This window comes from Sphingobacterium sp. BIGb0116, from assembly GCF_024808035.1.
Classification (GTDB): domain Bacteria; phylum Bacteroidota; class Bacteroidia; order Sphingobacteriales; family Sphingobacteriaceae; genus Sphingobacterium; species Sphingobacterium paramultivorum.
This window is the reverse complement of the sequence record NZ_JANUDT010000012.1, coordinates 171,212-185,627: the sequence shown is the minus strand read 5'-3', so window position 1 is coordinate 185,627 and position 14,416 is coordinate 171,212. Positions and strand designations below refer to the sequence as shown.

At 40.4% G+C, this 14,416-nt stretch carries 12 protein-coding genes; 6 read left to right on the top strand and 6 right to left on the bottom strand.

Going from position 1 to position 14,416, the window contains the following annotated elements; translation table 11 throughout:
- The first annotated feature begins 119 nt into the window (after positions 1-119).
- From M2419_RS25050 to M2419_RS25035, 4 genes are all read left to right on the top strand, one after another.
- The gene (locus tag M2419_RS25050) at positions 120-2,000 is read left to right on the top strand and encodes an MGH1-like glycoside hydrolase domain-containing protein (RefSeq protein ID WP_182332594.1); all 1,881 of its coding nucleotides are present in this window, start codon (positions 120-122) and stop codon (positions 1,998-2,000) included.
- 185 nt (positions 2,001-2,185) lie between these two features.
- A complete protein-coding gene (locus M2419_RS25045; protein ID WP_228280277.1) occupies positions 2,186-2,998 on the top strand; it encodes an AraC family transcriptional regulator in 813 nt (270 codons plus the stop codon).
- A 260-nt stretch (positions 2,999-3,258) separates the two neighbouring features.
- Positions 3,259-3,774, top strand: a complete 516-nt coding sequence (locus tag M2419_RS25040) for a hypothetical protein (protein ID WP_182332590.1) — start codon at positions 3,259-3,261, stop codon at positions 3,772-3,774.
- A 165-nt stretch (positions 3,775-3,939) separates the two neighbouring features.
- Positions 3,940-4,326 carry a YtxH domain-containing protein gene (locus M2419_RS25035; RefSeq protein ID WP_202883785.1) on the top strand — a complete coding sequence of 129 codons (387 nt, stop codon included), beginning with the start codon at positions 3,940-3,942 and terminating at the stop codon, positions 4,324-4,326.
- A gap of 154 nt (positions 4,327-4,480) precedes the next feature.
- Here M2419_RS25035 and M2419_RS25030 read toward each other — a convergent pair whose 3' ends face one another.
- From M2419_RS25030 to M2419_RS25010, 5 genes are all read right to left on the bottom strand, one after another.
- A complete protein-coding gene (locus M2419_RS25030) occupies positions 4,481-5,404 on the bottom strand; it encodes an AraC family transcriptional regulator (RefSeq protein ID WP_182332589.1) in 924 nt (307 codons plus the stop codon).
- 9 nt (positions 5,405-5,413) lie between these two features.
- On the bottom strand, positions 5,414-6,310 hold the full coding sequence (locus M2419_RS25025; RefSeq protein ID WP_259255822.1) for an SDR family oxidoreductase: 897 nt from the start codon (positions 6,308-6,310) through the stop codon (positions 5,414-5,416).
- Positions 6,311-6,486: 176 nt separating this feature from the next.
- A complete protein-coding gene (locus M2419_RS25020; protein ID WP_259255821.1) occupies positions 6,487-8,292 on the bottom strand; it encodes an ABC transporter ATP-binding protein in 1,806 nt (601 codons plus the stop codon).
- A complete protein-coding gene (locus M2419_RS25015) occupies positions 8,292-10,034 on the bottom strand; it encodes an ABC transporter ATP-binding protein (protein ID WP_259255820.1) in 1,743 nt (580 codons plus the stop codon). The genes M2419_RS25020 and M2419_RS25015 overlap by 1 nt, the downstream gene beginning before the upstream one ends.
- A gap of 24 nt (positions 10,035-10,058) precedes the next feature.
- Entirely contained in the window at positions 10,059-10,880 is an 822-nt protein-coding gene (locus tag M2419_RS25010) for a hypothetical protein (protein ID WP_075992112.1), read from the bottom strand.
- Positions 10,881-11,368: 488 nt separating this feature from the next.
- Between M2419_RS25010 and M2419_RS25005 the strand changes: the two genes are divergently transcribed.
- Together M2419_RS25005 and M2419_RS25000 are read left to right on the top strand one after the other, a co-directional pair.
- Positions 11,369-12,658, top strand: a complete 1,290-nt coding sequence (locus M2419_RS25005; protein WP_259255819.1) for a glycoside hydrolase family 71/99-like protein — start codon at positions 11,369-11,371, stop codon at positions 12,656-12,658.
- Between the two features lie 341 nt (positions 12,659-12,999).
- Positions 13,000-13,572 carry a glutathione peroxidase gene (locus M2419_RS25000; protein ID WP_182981207.1) on the top strand — a complete coding sequence of 191 codons (573 nt, stop codon included), beginning with the start codon at positions 13,000-13,002 and terminating at the stop codon, positions 13,570-13,572.
- A gap of 46 nt (positions 13,573-13,618) precedes the next feature.
- On the opposite strand, the gene M2419_RS24995 is transcribed toward M2419_RS25000, so the two are convergent.
- Positions 13,619-14,404 (bottom strand): tetratricopeptide repeat protein, encoded by a 786-nt coding sequence (locus tag M2419_RS24995; protein WP_259255818.1) that lies wholly within the window; start codon positions 14,402-14,404, stop codon positions 13,619-13,621.
- Positions 14,405-14,416: the final 12 nt, after the last annotated feature.

Sequence of the window (14,416 nt, the reverse complement as noted above, 5' to 3'; positions counted from 1 at the left end):
AGAAAATTACGGCGATGAAAGCCGATCAATCTCCTGTTGATTCCTTTGGATGGACATTAATGCTAATTTTTTAAGTTATAGCAAATCAATTATGAACTCGTTCTATTCCATATAACCACATGAAAAGACAACATCGCTCCGTTTTTCTAAAATCTATTGTTTTAAGTAGCACAGCCTTTTTGGTTCTAGGTGTTCTTTTTTCCTGTTCGAGTAATCGAGGATTTTCGGGTAAGCAGGAGTCGATATATCGCCATGAACTTGATCGTTTAAAGGAAGTGGCAAAAAATAACCTAACAGACAATATAAAGGAGTTCAATGCTTACGAGCACCGGCCAAAATCGGACGGTGCTTTTGACGAATCCAACAACAAAGAATTCTTGGTCAATAACATTCCGTATTTTGAGAGTTCCAACGATACCCTAAGTCGCGTGTATAATTATCGTTGGTGGATGATCAGCAAGCATCTTCGGGATTATTACGATCCACATGATTCAAAGAAATATTGGGTTATAACAGAATTTTTCGGGTATCCCGCCTGGGGATCCTTGAGTGGAGCGATTACCTGCCCAACAGCGCATCAGTTTTACGATGTACGTTGGCTTCGTGATCCAAAATACCTTCAATCTTATGCCGAATATTTTATGCTTGGATCAGCTTCCAAATTAAATCAACGGGAAAACGATAATTTTTTGACCCATTTGAGCCGGCCCGAAAATGTTCATTTTTCCAGCTGGATGGTCGATGGTATTGAATCATTTTTAAAAATTCATCCCGATCAGGCCTGGACGCAAAAGATGCTTCCCGCAATGGAGACCCACCAGCACCTTTTGGATAGCCTATTCACTGTGAAAAATACCAATGCGAAGACAGACGGCATGTACAAAATTCTGGATCTGTACGATGGTATGGAGTTCAGCCTTTCGGCGGTACTTGGCTTAATTGAAAGTAAAGGGCCCTATGCTATTTATACCGATAGTACATGGAGAGATCTTTATTTAGGTTGGGGGACGACAGACAAGGTGGCAAATACGACTGCGGCGAAGGACTTTCCATTAGCCTTTACCAAAGGTTACCCTGATTTTTATTTGGTGCGCCCATCCGTTGGAAGTTATTCCTTTGGAAATAACAACGCATTGTACAATCTCTATAGACTGGAACAGCAACAACATCCTTCGATTACGAATAAGGCGAAAGCAGATTACTATAAGGTCAGAAGTCAGGAAATACGCCGAAAATTTCTCCAGACGCTTTGGAATTCAGATGATGGATTTTTTAATACCTTAACAGCTGGTGACAACGCCTATGGTGTTCGGGATTACGAAGCTCGGGTGCGGGAATCCGTTGGTTATACCCCCTGGTATTTCAATATGATACCGCCTGAGGATAATAAAAAGTATGAGGTAGCCTGGGCGATGTTTACTTCCGAAAAAGGTTTCAATAACCACAAAGGAATGACCACGGCCGAAAGACAACATCCCTATTACAATGAGCAGGCTTATGCTTGGAATGGTAGAGGATGGCCTTTTCAAAACTCGGTCGTCTATAAGGCATACAGCAACTATTTAAGGAATTATAAAAATCAAATCACTGCGCAGGACAAAGAGACCCTGTACGAACAAATTATGAAGCTTACCCGACTTCACGGTTATACCCACCCAAATATCGGTGAATGGTATATACCAAGTGATGGCGAGCAATTTGGTGGACAGAATGATTATTTTCATTCAACCTATCCTGACATGATCATAGCAGATCTCATTGGCTTTAAGGCGACCCATCACAACAGCTTTCAGCTTCAGCCGCTGATACCTGCTGGCAAAATGGATTATTTTTACCTCGGAAACTTAGACTATCATGGGAAAACGATCGACATTGTCTGGAAAGAAGACTGGGATCAAAACAAACCAGGAAAACAGCCTATGTTATGCATTTGGGTAGATCATGTTTTAAAGGCAAGCTGCAAGAATCTTGGTGTCAAAATAGACGTAAATTTAGACTAATAGCAACAGGTTTTTAACCAATTTAAAATACATCGATTGGATGAATCTATTTTAACGGAAATTTAGAAAATAAGACTCTATTGCACAACCGTCATTTAATTATACGGAACTCAATCGTTAAATTTGCGAAATTGAGCGGCACAATGGTAAATGATTACAAAAAATATGAGCTATTTGGAAGACCGATGATGCAAAAAATTGCTTTGAAGGCACCATTTACATTTGAATTTCCAGTAGCGGAACAGGCTTGCTTCCTCTATGTGCTGGAAGGGGAGATGCAATACCAAGCAAATGACGAAGAGCTAACTATTGTGAAGCATTATTCCTTATTGCTGAATTGTATTAATTCTGGAAAGCGAATCCACGATGTGAATCCAACGCAAGATTGTCAGCTGTTAATCGTCACTTTTTATCCAGATACCTTGAAGAAAGTTTACGATAGAGAGTTACCCTCGTTGCTGCTTGAACCCGAAAATATCATTTCAAACCAATCAAAAGAAAAAATTGACAATGATTTCCTGATCCAGAAATATGTGGAAGGCTTGCTGTTCTATTTTGAAAATCCTTCATTGATCAATGAAGATATACTGGTGCTCAAATTAAAAGAAATTATATTGCTCCTGTCCCAAACGAGAAACGCGTCGGTCATACGGGTGATATTATCACAGCTTTTTTCTTCAAGTACCTATTCGTTTAAACAGATCATCGAAGCCAATCTCTTTTCCCAATTGACCATTGAGCAGCTTGCGGAACAGAATAATCTGAGTGTTTCTTCATTTAAAAGAGAGTTTGCCAAATTATATCATGATACACCTGCCAGCTACATCAAAAATAAGAAGCTCGAAAAGGCGGCAGAGCTCCTTTCGGTTTCCAATCAGCGTGTTTCCGAAATTGCCTTTAACTGTGGATTTAACGACCTCGCAACATTTACAAAGAGTTTTAGTGACAAATACCAAATATCGCCAACAAATTATCGTCGACAGCTTAAAAGCAACTAAAAACCAATGGTCATTTGTATATGGTATTCCATTTTTATCGAGGGGACCAAGTTTTCTCCAATAAGATTGTAGTCCTGTTATTTGAACTAAAATATCAAATCTTTGAACGAAATCAAAAAACCATTTTTCTTATTCTATTGCAACTTTGTAGTGTTCTATTAAAGGGTTGTTATTCCATGGATTGTGCAGTGAAAGCGTGACAACGACCTTACATTACAGGAACATTTTTTTGAAAATTATCAACGTTAAAAATAGAAAAAATGAATTTATCAGGTTTAGGAGTTTTCCACACAGTTATTGGTCTTACAGCACTTTTAGGTGCTGTATTAGGATTTATCAGCTATGGCAAGATCAATCTTAAAGTATTATCGGGGAAGTTATATTTTTATGCGACAGTCATCACTTCTCTTACAGCATTAGGAATTTCGAAACAGGGCGGCTTCAATGCCGGACATATTTTTTCACTCTTTATCTTGGTTCTTGTAGCGGTGGCTTATTGGCTGCACGCAACAAAGAAAAGTAGTACGAAGGCTCGGTATTTTGAGAATTTTCTATGGTCATTCAGTTTTTTCTTGTCGCTGGTGCCCACCGTTAATGAGACCTTTACCAGAGTTCCAATCGGACACCCCTTGGCAAAGGATATAAATGATCCAATTATTGGACAGACCTTTCTTGTCCTTGTTGTGCTTTTTATTATTGCAGCCGTTTTTCAATACTTCAAACAAAAGAAAATCAACACTGGATTGGGATCAGAACTAAAAAGTCGTGTCCAGTAGATCTATTTTATCCAAGCCGTTCCCGAACGCTCATCTTTAGCGCCTTTCGATTCATGTGATGCTGTAATCTAGTTTGTTGTACATTATTTAAAATATGACAAACTAATCTTTTGCTTTTATTGTTAGAATTTGTAAGAGTTTAACAACATAATCATTTTGAAATATATGCTTAATTACGATTGTTTAAAGAAATTAAAGATGTGTGGCGGAAAAAATAATTCAACCGGATTACTTCTGGCAATGGTGGCGGGAGCGGCACTTGGTACATTGGTAGGTGTATTGGTGGCACCAAATAGTGGAAGAAAAACGCGAAAGAAAATCAAGGAAAAAACAAGGGATCTCAAAGAGCAGGCAAAACATAAATACGAAGAAGTAGCCGATAAAGTGAAAGAAGAGTATGATCATGTGTCATCCTCAATTAGCGAGACAGCAGGCCATGTGGTTGATAAGGTCTCTGATGAATTTGATAAGTATAAAGATCAAATAAGTGCTAAGACTGCCGAAGAGACAAAAGCGATTAAGGATGCAGTTAAAGATCAAAAAGAAAAATAATTTTTGATTCAAACAGCAGAACTGGCAATAGACATTGTGCGGTCTGCTGTTTCTTTTTTGATCTTCACCTCTTAAATTATAATGTCCATGCCCAGGTGGATCATTTCTCCCATATCCAATGGTCATTCTATGGTTTTCGTTAGCTTTCAGTGTCTTAGTGAAATCCGGTTCGAAATTCCAGGGGCGAAAGTTTGGTTTTTGTTTTAAACAATTTGCTGAATGACTGTGAATGTTCAAAGCCTAATTCATAAGCGATTTGACTAACAGAAAGTGCCGTTGTTGACAATTTCTCCTTTGCTTTTTCAATCAGTTTTTCGTGAATATGCTGTTGGGTGCTTTGTCCCGTTAGTACTTTAAGCAAACTGCTGAGATACTTAGAGGAAATATTTAAGCTATCTGCAATGTATTGAACGGATGGAAGACCCTTTGAGATCAAACCATCTGTAGAAAAATAAGCATTCAGCAGTTCTTCCAGGCGATTTAAAACCTGATGATTGGCTTTCTCTCGCGTCAGGAATTGTCGGTTGTAAAAACGCTCCGAATAATTCAGTAATGTTTCGAGGTTTGATACAATAATGTTCTTGCTGAATTTGTCCATATTTGCTCGATATTCCCGTTTGATATTTCCAATAATATCGTTTAGTGTTTTCTCTTCACTTTCTGAAAGAAATAAAGCTTCATTTGCCGAATAATCGAAGAATTCATGCTCTTTAATGGTTTTCGCCAATGTGGTATTCCATAAAAAGTCCGGATGAATAAGCAACATCCACCCGCTTCGGTTTACGTTGGCAACAGCGTCATTTTCTTCCAGTTTCAGCAATTGATTGGGCGACATAAAGCCGAGTACACCGTTGTCAAAATCAAAGAGCTGCTGCCCATAGCGCATTTTGCCTGTGATGCCTCTTTTATTGGAAATGACATAAAAATCAAACAATAAGGCAGAAGCATCATCCAAAGGAGAACGTTTCATCTTTGAATAGTCCACAACACTGAGCAATGGATGCTCAGGCTGTGGTAAACCTCTTAATTGATGAAATTCACTGATCGTTTTTATACGCTGTGTTCGACTTTGTGGCATATAACAAATTTATAAATAATTCTGATGAACATCTTCCAATAAACCGATATGCGTAGGCGACCAATCTAATTGCTGCTGTGTCTCAAAACTTGTCGCCGGGCTATCGAAGGTGATGAAATGGCTCAGCCATTGGAAATGTTTGACAATATCTTCACCCCGTAATGAAGTAACAGGCAAATGTAATTTCGTGCCGATCAGTTCAGCAATTGCACTGATTTTAATGCCAGTTTCGCCAATAGCGTTGTACAATGCCCCAATTTCGGCTTTCTCGGCCGCCTTGCAGAAAACTTTTGCAGCGTCTAAACGATGAACTGCTGGCCAACGATTGTCCCCATTTAAGGGATAGGTCGAAACACCATGATCGCGTGCAAATTGGATCAGACTTGATGTGAAGCCTGCCATAAAGCCAAGATCACTGCTGCCGTGAACAGAGGGTGGTAAGCGAACCACTGAAGCATGGACACCTTTTGCTGCCAGGGCCATTGCCGAAGGTTCTGAACCTCTCGGTGAATTTAGGAGTGTACTTTCCTCTGTGACGAACCCGTTGATAAGTGGTAGACCCAAGGTTCCAGCTGTAACGACAAGCGGTTTTTGTGTACCGAGTAGCACTTCGCCCATGGCATTGATCGCATTGATATCAATTTCGGCAGCTTTTGCATATTCATTTGCAAACATCAGATCGTGGGAAAACCCCGTATGGATGACGGCGTCGGCGCTTGAAGCGGCTTGTTTTAATATATCCAAGTGTTGAAGATCGCCACGGATTACCTTAGCACGCAAATTGGCGATTATCTCTGCTGATTTTTCTGAGCGTGCTAAACCAGTTACTTGATGTCCCGCATCGATCATTTCTTGAACGACTGCTGAACCTATGAAGCCCGAAGCTCCAGTTATAAATACTTTCATAATCTTTTTTTTCTTGAGACAAAGTTCTGTGTAAAGTTGCCCGCAGATGTATCCAAATGTCAGAATGTTGTAGCCATCTTTCAGAAAATCGATGAACTTGTATTTCGTAAGCTGCAGTATTTTTCAAAACAAGGCTTCTTTCATGAAAGGAGTATCGTATTAAAGCCTCGAAATGATCAGTCAAACTGTCCCATATACAAACGATAATATTTACCTTTTTGCTTTAAGAGTTCTGCATGCGAACCGAACTCGGCGATTCTCCCTTTTTCGATCAGACAGATTACGTCGGCATTCCTTATGGTCGAGAGTCTATGGGCAATGACGAAGCTTGTTTTGTCTTGCATTAACCGGTCAATACCTTCCTGAATAGCAATTTCAGTGCGTGTATCGATTGAGCTGGTCGCCTCATCCAATATTAAGACTGGCGTATTGGCCACAGTTGCCCGGGCGATGTTAATTAACTGCCGCTGTCCCTGACTCAGATTGGCCCCGTCATTGGTCAATTCGGTTTTATACCCTTGTGGCAGTTGCATGATAAAGCTATCTGCGGCAGCAAGCTTTGCTGCCGCTATCACTTCATCATCCGTTGCGGTGAGCCTGCCATAACGGATGTTTTCCATGACCGTATCGGTAAACAAATGTGTGTCCTGAAATACAATAGACAGTTTTTTACGCAGTTCATTGCGATCCAACTTAAAAATCGATGTCTTGTCTAAAAGAATATCCCCGGATAGCAAAGGGTAAAAGCGAGGTAGCAAATTGATAATTGTCGACTTGCCGGCGCCAGTCTCACCCACGAAAGCGATCTTTTGTCCTGGTTTTACGTCGATGTCAATATCAAATAAAACCTGTTTTTCGGGTACATAGCCAAAATTTACATGCGATAGTGTCACTTGGCCCTGAATCGGGTCCGGCATTGGCAATGAATCTATCGTTTCACTTTCAGGAGCCGTGTCAATAACGGCAAAAATACGTTCTGCGCCCGCAAGAGCTGCCTGTAAGCTGTTATATTGGCTGGAAATCTCGTTTACAGGCCGTCCAAATTGCCGTGCATACTGTAAAAATGCAGTTAACCCCCCTAAATCAAATCCACGTGTGATCACTAGAATACCACCTGCGATGGTAGTCAGCGCGTAGTTAATGGTGCTCATATTCGCCATCAAAGGCATCATCATTCCAGAATAAAACTGGGCCTTTGTTGCTTTTTCCCGCAGTACCTGATTAAGCTGCTCAAATTGTTCGATGGCGGCGTTTTCGTGGCCAAAAACCTTAACTACCTTTTGTCCGCTGATCATTTCCTCCACATAGCCATTGGCATTGCCGAGCGCAGCTTGGTTGGCGACAAAAAAACTCTTGCTCTTGTTGATGATCAGTTTCGCCAGATATAACATCAGCGGAATCATGATCAATGCAATAATCGATAGGATAGGGCTGATATACAGCATGAGGGCGAGTGTCCCCAACAAAGTAATTGAGCTGATTAAAAGCTGTGTGATACTATTATTCAGGGCATCGCTTACTGTATCCATGTCATTGGTGAAGCGACTCATCAGATCACCATGCTGATGGGTATCGTAAAATTGCAAAGGGAGGTACTGCATGCGGTCGAACAGATCATTTCGGAGGTTAGAAATCGTTTTCTGAGCCACTTTTATGGTCAGTCGGTATTGCAACATGTTGAAAATTCCTGTAGCGATATAAATTCCGATCATGACCAGGGCAATTGGGCCTAGACCAACAATATCTTTTTTGAGGACATAATTGTTGATCGCAGGCCTTAAAAGGTAGTTGCCTGCCAGTGTCCCCGCAGTTCCCAGCAAAAGTGAAATTAAAATCAGCAGGAGCATCAGCCGTTGCGAAGAAAGGTAGCGCATCAATCGCCATAAAGCTTTAAATCCCTGTTGAGGCTTTTCATTTTTAATGCGTCTTGAACTACCGGGGCCAGGTAAACTCACGGGAATGGATTTGTTTGAGGTACTCATTAGGCTTCTTCTTTTTGCAGGTGTTGTGACTGATAAATTTCCTGATAGCTGGTATTTGTTTGCAGAAGTACATCGTGTGATCCAGAACCGACAATGCGGCCTTCTTCCATGACCAATATTTGGTCGGCATGCATGACGCTCGAAATACGCTGCGCGATAATCAATAGTGTGGTGTTCTGCAGATAATTTTTTAAACCTTCACGTATTTTTCGATCGGTATCGATGTCCACAGCACTTGTACTGTCGTCCATAATCAAGATTTTAGGTTTCTTCAATAAAGCCCTGGCAATACATATGCGTTGTTTTTGTCCTCCTGAAACATTGACGCCTCCTTGTCCCAGTAGTGTCTGATAGCCGCTGGGAAAGGAGCGTATAAAATCGTCTGCACAGGCAATCCTAGCAGCGGCATAAATATCCTCTTCTGTTGCCTGCTCATTTCCCCATTTGAGATTTTCTAAAATCGTTCCTGAAAAAAGTTGGTTCTGCTGCAACACAATCGCAATCTGGCTGCGCAGTTCCTGTAGTTGGTAATTTCTGACATCGATGCCATCTACTAAAACGGCACCTTCAGACACATCATATAGTCGTGGAATTAATTGTACCAAAGTGCTCTTTCCCGAACCTGTGCCACCTATGATTGCTAGGGTAGTCGCAGGCTTTACTTCGAAGCTAATATTGTCAAGGTTGGGTTTTTCACTTTGTATGTTGTAACGGAAAGTGACTTGCTTAAATGCGATTCGTCCCGTTGTGATGGCGTATCTATTTTGGAGGCCTTCCGCAGTATCCGTTAAGGAGGGTTGTTTCTCTAAAACTTCTTCAATTCTATCGCCAGAAGCGATTGCCCTTGAAATCATCATGAAAGTCAATGAAAGCAGCATCAAAGAAATAAGGATTTGCGTGATATAACTTAGAAATGACATCAATCCACCCAGCGCAAGCGTTCCGGTCATTACTTTCTGTCCGCCAAACCAAGTCACGGCAACAAGCGACAAACCCATCACCAATTGCATGACAGGCATGATAAGGACAACGATGCTCGAAGCTTTGGTGGCAACATCCATCAGATCGAAATTCACTTTGTCGAATTTCTTTTTCTCAAAATCCTGTCGTACAAAAGCTTTTACCACCCGCACATTGAGCAGATTTTCCTGCACAACACTATTGACACGGTCAACCGCCTGCTGCATCTTGATAAAAAAGGGGAGTGCTTTGCGTAATAAAATAAAAATACTTAAGGCCAATATAGGCAATGCAATGGCCATCACGATGGACAGATCCTTATTAATAGAAACTGCAAAGATAATGGCAAAAACCATCATAAGGGGTGCTCTTAGAAGCATACGCAAGCACATCATCATGACTTGCTGCATCATATTGGTGTCGTTGGTGAGCCGTGTTGTAAGCGAGGCCGAGCTGAAATAATCGGTATCCGCAAAAGCAAAGGATTGTATTTTTCGAAACAAGGCCGTCCGGAGATTCGTCGCAAAACCCACCGACGCGTGTGCAGAGTAATAGATGTTGCATAAATTGGCAACGATAGCAACGATGGCTAATCCGATCATGGCCAATCCAATTTTCAAAATGTAGTTGATATCTTTATGCAAGATTCCGTCGTCGACAATGATAGACATCAGACGGGGTTGTACAATCTCGCAAAATACATCGATCACAACGAAAAAAGGAATAATCAAAAAAGCCTTTCTAAATGACTTGGTATAAGGGGTAAACGTGGAAAGCTTCATCTGCCTGTATATCCATTAAATCATCTAGTCCAGTTTGTAAGCCTGAACGCTGTTACTCCTAACGGTAGGCACATACAGCATACCTGAAGATTTGTCGTAGCCTATATCGGCAGCGTTTATCTTTTTGTCGCGTGTGTCAAGTAATATAGCATTGGAGCCGTCAGGTTTGACATGATAGATCAGCCCTTGCCAGCCAGAAACCACAAATTCGTTGGGTTTAATTTGTACGACACCGTCCAATCCGCCTTCCATACCTTTCGATATTACGGTAGTTTTTTTATCCTGATCTATCTTAACAAGCGCGCCATCCGATAGCACATACAAGTCTTTGCCGACAGCCAGCAACCCATTTGCACCTTTTAGGTTTTCTGCATACAGCATAGGAGAGTCGTTTTCAATGCGATAGATTTTTCCAAGTCGCGTGTCACTTACATAAACGATACCCTTTGAGTCAACAGTAATGTCATTGAGCAGCTCAGCACCATCGATGGTAATTCTTTTGACGATGCTTGCTTTATCTATATCGATGACGGCAATGGATTTAGAGAATGCTTCAGCCGCGTAGAGCCGGTTTTTGTGGATTCCTATACCCAAAACAGCATTGAGTCCTGTAACCCAATCTCTTTTGATAAATTTTCCGTCCATATCCAGTTTACTGATGAATGCTGTAGTATTAGGTTCGAAGGCGATCGTATTTGAAACATAGAGTACTTTGTTCTTGGCATCTACCCAAACGGACTCTGGAGATCTTAGGGTGGTGTCCGATTGCCATTGAGGCGTTAAAGACTTCTGTCCAAATAGGACTTGTACAAACATGATAAGGGTTAATGTTAACGTAATTTTCATAGAAAATCGGATTGAGATTTATATTAGTTTAATTTATTCGAATTAAATAACGATTACCCAAGGGAACTTTGGTCTTCCGCTAAAGAAGAAATAGTTGTAGTCAAGAAAAAAAATCGACCATTGAGTTTATTTAATATACAGAATTTAGATCGTATTGTTTTCTTTTTTCGAAAGAAAACCTCATCGGATCGCTCAGCTCAATTACTTCTTTATAAATAAACTGGTGCAGCATTTATTTTCAATATACAGCAAAATTACTGTACGCACATTAAACGTATTTATAAATAATTTTTCATTTTATACAGATTTATGGAAGCTATTAATTTCTTGTTAATAGTTTATTAATGGTACATAATAACTTTGATTTCAAGAATAACCTCAGTAAAACTTTAGCCTTCCGGAACAGCGAGGCAGTATGGGGACCAGCATTGAAATAAACCAATATGTATAAACCAGTCTTCAACCATTTATAAAAAAATCACTTAATTATGAGTATTAAACAGCAAAAAAAAGTATGTATAATCTTCTTGTTGATCGCTTTGATGATGTCCTGTTCAAAGAGCGAAAAGAAGATTGAAGAATCTATCCCGAAAGAGGAGGCCAAAAAAGCGAATGGCAACAATGGGCTTTCCGTGACAGGCGATGTCGTTGGGCAGATTACCGTGGGATACCAGGGCTGGTTTTCCTGTGCGGGTGACAATTCACCCATGGGAACACATTGGTGGCACTGGACTGAGGCTTGGCAACAGACCCCGACCCAAGGTAATTTCCATATTCCTTCTTGGCCTGACAACAGCGAATACCAAAAAAAATACAATACCAATTTACCGGCATTGGGCAATGGTTCGCCTGCATCTCTGTTTTCTTCATTTGACGATCAGACAGTCAATGTCCAATTTAAATGGATGAAGGATTACGGTATCCACACGGCGGCATTGCAGCGATTTAATCCGACAGGGATAGAAGGTCCCATTCGTAATGCGATTACGGCTAAAGTTAAAACTGCCGCCGAGCAACATGGTATCAAATTCTATATCATGTATGATGTGTCGGCTTGGGTTAATATGCAGGCTGAGATAAAAAATGATTGGCTAAATCTGATGAAACAATATACCCAGTCTACTGCCTATGCCAAACAGAACGGCAAGCCTGTGGTCTGTATTTGGGGATTCGGTTTTAATGACAACAACCATCCCTGGTCAGCAGCCGTTTGTCTGGAGGTTATTCAGTGGTTTCGCGATCAAGGCTGCTATGTCATGGGCGGTACGCCAACACACTGGAGGTTGGCACAAACAGGAGGAGATTCGAGACAAGGCTATATCGATGTCTACAAATCATTTGATATGTTGTCACCTTGGATGGTAGGCCGCATCGGAACCATTGCAGACGTGGATCATTATGCGCAGCATATCCAAAATGCTGATCTACAGTTTTGCAATTTAAATAACATAGACTATCAGCCCTGTGTATTGCCGGGGTCACTGCAGGAGGGGCAACGAAAACATGGTGATTTTATGTGGCGACAATTCTATAATTTGACCGCGCTTGGTGTCAAGAGTATTTATGTGTCCATGTTTGATGAGTACAACGAATCCAATCAGATAGCGAAGACAGCTGCAACTCAACAGGATGTTCCTGTTGGGCTGGGGATTAAATCTATGGATGAAGATGGGACTGTTTGTTCTTCAGATTATTATCTCCGGATTACAATGGATGGTGGAAAGATGCTAAAGGGACAGATAGGGCTAAGCCCAAATAGACCAACATCCCCTCAATAAGTCAACTTTAACGTACACAATTGGTTTATATAGTTTAATAGTGTAGCCGAATCTTTGTCATGAAGATTCGGTTTTTTATCTTGTTTTATTATCCGATCAGAAAAGCATTTTTCATTTCCAATTCAGACTTTCTTTAGTAACTTTAATCCATTGTAAACGCTGAACTCATCGTTTACAAGACTTTGCAGAATACGTTTTGCCTTGTACAACGTTGATCGGCAAGGTTCTTATGTATCGTCCTTGGTCGCAAGTCCAAGGGTGTTCATCGACCTAAGTAAAGACGATTCTGGGATGGTTTCGTGCTTATATCGATTGTCATGTTTCAAAAAAAAATAAAAAAAATGCTCTTTATAATTTTATTCATTGTGGCGGTAGTCGCCGCAGGTGTGGCCTATTATTTATTCACCAATGGTAACGTTAAAGTAGATATGGCTTTGAAATCAGCTACGCTATATGGATTTAAAGTTAAGGGGCTGGACGGCTCGTCCATCGATTTCACGCAATTTAAGGGTAAAAAGATACTCGTCGTAAACACCGCTTCTAAATGTGGGTTTACACCTCAGTACGAGGGACTTGAACGCTTATATAAAAGATTCAGTGATAAGTTGGTTATTATAGGTTTTCCTTCAAATGATTTTTTAGACCAAGAACCTGGTAAGGATGCCGAAATAGCTGCTTTTTGTCAACGGAATTACGGCGTAACTTTTCCGATGGCAGCAAAGATTGATGTTAAAGGAAAACGGCAGGCGCCTATTTATCAGTGGTTGACCAACAAAAGCTTGAACGGCGTAGAAAGTTCTGCTGTCTTGTGGAATTTTCAGAAATATCTAATCGATGAAAATGGCAGGCTTATGAAGCATTTTCCTCCAAAAACAGATCCCGAGGATCCTGCAATTGTGGCGTTGCTCGAGTAATATCAATCTGAGGAGAATCCTAGTTTTCTACGTAATTCGGTATGGTTCATTTTGCCATATGCCAATTTACTTTATACGGAAAGGACTCATAAAATGAGTCGTCCTCTGTTATTGTAAATCCCTGTTCAGCATTGACTTTAGCCTCTCGCATGAGTTTTTCGGCATTGACAGCATCTTTTTTCTGTAGTAAGCAAAGTCCTTTATAATATTTTGCATCTGAAAAATTTACATATTCACGCAAAGACTTGTCAAAATATAAAATTGCCTTATCGTACTCCCTTAATTCATATTGAATAATTCCCATATAAAATAAATCCAAAAAATGAATCCAGTTCTCTCCGCGATCTTTTATTGTTTTTTCGAAGTCTTTTGTCAAGATTTGTGCTGCTTTTTCAAAATTGTTCTGTTGTAAATAGCATAATGAAATATAGAACTGATAGGAGTGATCATTTTGATAACCGTAACCAAATTCTTTTTCAGCCATTTCCATATCGGCAATTGCGCTTGTATAGTCTTTTTGAAAAATACATTTTAAATATCCCCTCCTTCCGAGGTAGCTTTCGCGGTCATAAAGGACCGCTTTATTATAGCATCGTAATGCTAAATCATATTTTTTCATTTTCCAGTAGGGAAGAGCCTTGTTTTGCCATAATATGGCAATGGTCGAATCCTTTTGAAGGGCTTTATTAATATTATCCTCCCACCCCTGTAGGGTATAATGATAGCGATAAGCACCGTTTTTGAGGTATTTTTCTATGATGGCTTCTTGCTTGGTTTGACTGCATCCTGATGAAAATACCAGTAACAATAAGAGTGAGGAAACTATTTTCATTTTTTAATTTTT

Coding starts and splice junctions, on each gene's coding strand:
- M2419_RS25050 (WP_182332594.1), top strand. CDS start 120: ATGAAAAGACAACATCGCTCCGTTTTTCTAAAATCTATTGTTTTAAGT.
- M2419_RS25045 (WP_228280277.1), top strand. CDS start 2,186: ATGATGCAAAAAATTGCTTTGAAGGCACCATTTACATTTGAATTTCCA.
- M2419_RS25040 (WP_182332590.1), top strand. CDS start 3,259: ATGAATTTATCAGGTTTAGGAGTTTTCCACACAGTTATTGGTCTTACA.
- M2419_RS25035 (WP_202883785.1), top strand. CDS start 3,940: ATGCTTAATTACGATTGTTTAAAGAAATTAAAGATGTGTGGCGGAAAA.
- M2419_RS25030 (WP_182332589.1), bottom strand. CDS start 5,404: ATGCCACAAAGTCGAACACAGCGTATAAAAACGATCAGTGAATTTCAT.
- M2419_RS25025 (WP_259255822.1), bottom strand. CDS start 6,310: ATGAAAGTATTTATAACTGGAGCTTCGGGCTTCATAGGTTCAGCAGTC.
- M2419_RS25020 (WP_259255821.1), bottom strand. CDS start 8,292: ATGAGTACCTCAAACAAATCCATTCCCGTGAGTTTACCTGGCCCCGGT.
- M2419_RS25015 (WP_259255820.1), bottom strand. CDS start 10,034: ATGAAGCTTTCCACGTTTACCCCTTATACCAAGTCATTTAGAAAGGCT.
- M2419_RS25010 (WP_075992112.1), bottom strand. CDS start 10,880: ATGAAAATTACGTTAACATTAACCCTTATCATGTTTGTACAAGTCCTA.
- M2419_RS25005 (WP_259255819.1), top strand. CDS start 11,369: ATGAGTATTAAACAGCAAAAAAAAGTATGTATAATCTTCTTGTTGATC.
- M2419_RS25000 (WP_182981207.1), top strand. CDS start 13,000: ATGCTCTTTATAATTTTATTCATTGTGGCGGTAGTCGCCGCAGGTGTG.
- M2419_RS24995 (WP_259255818.1), bottom strand. CDS start 14,404: ATGAAAATAGTTTCCTCACTCTTATTGTTACTGGTATTTTCATCAGGA.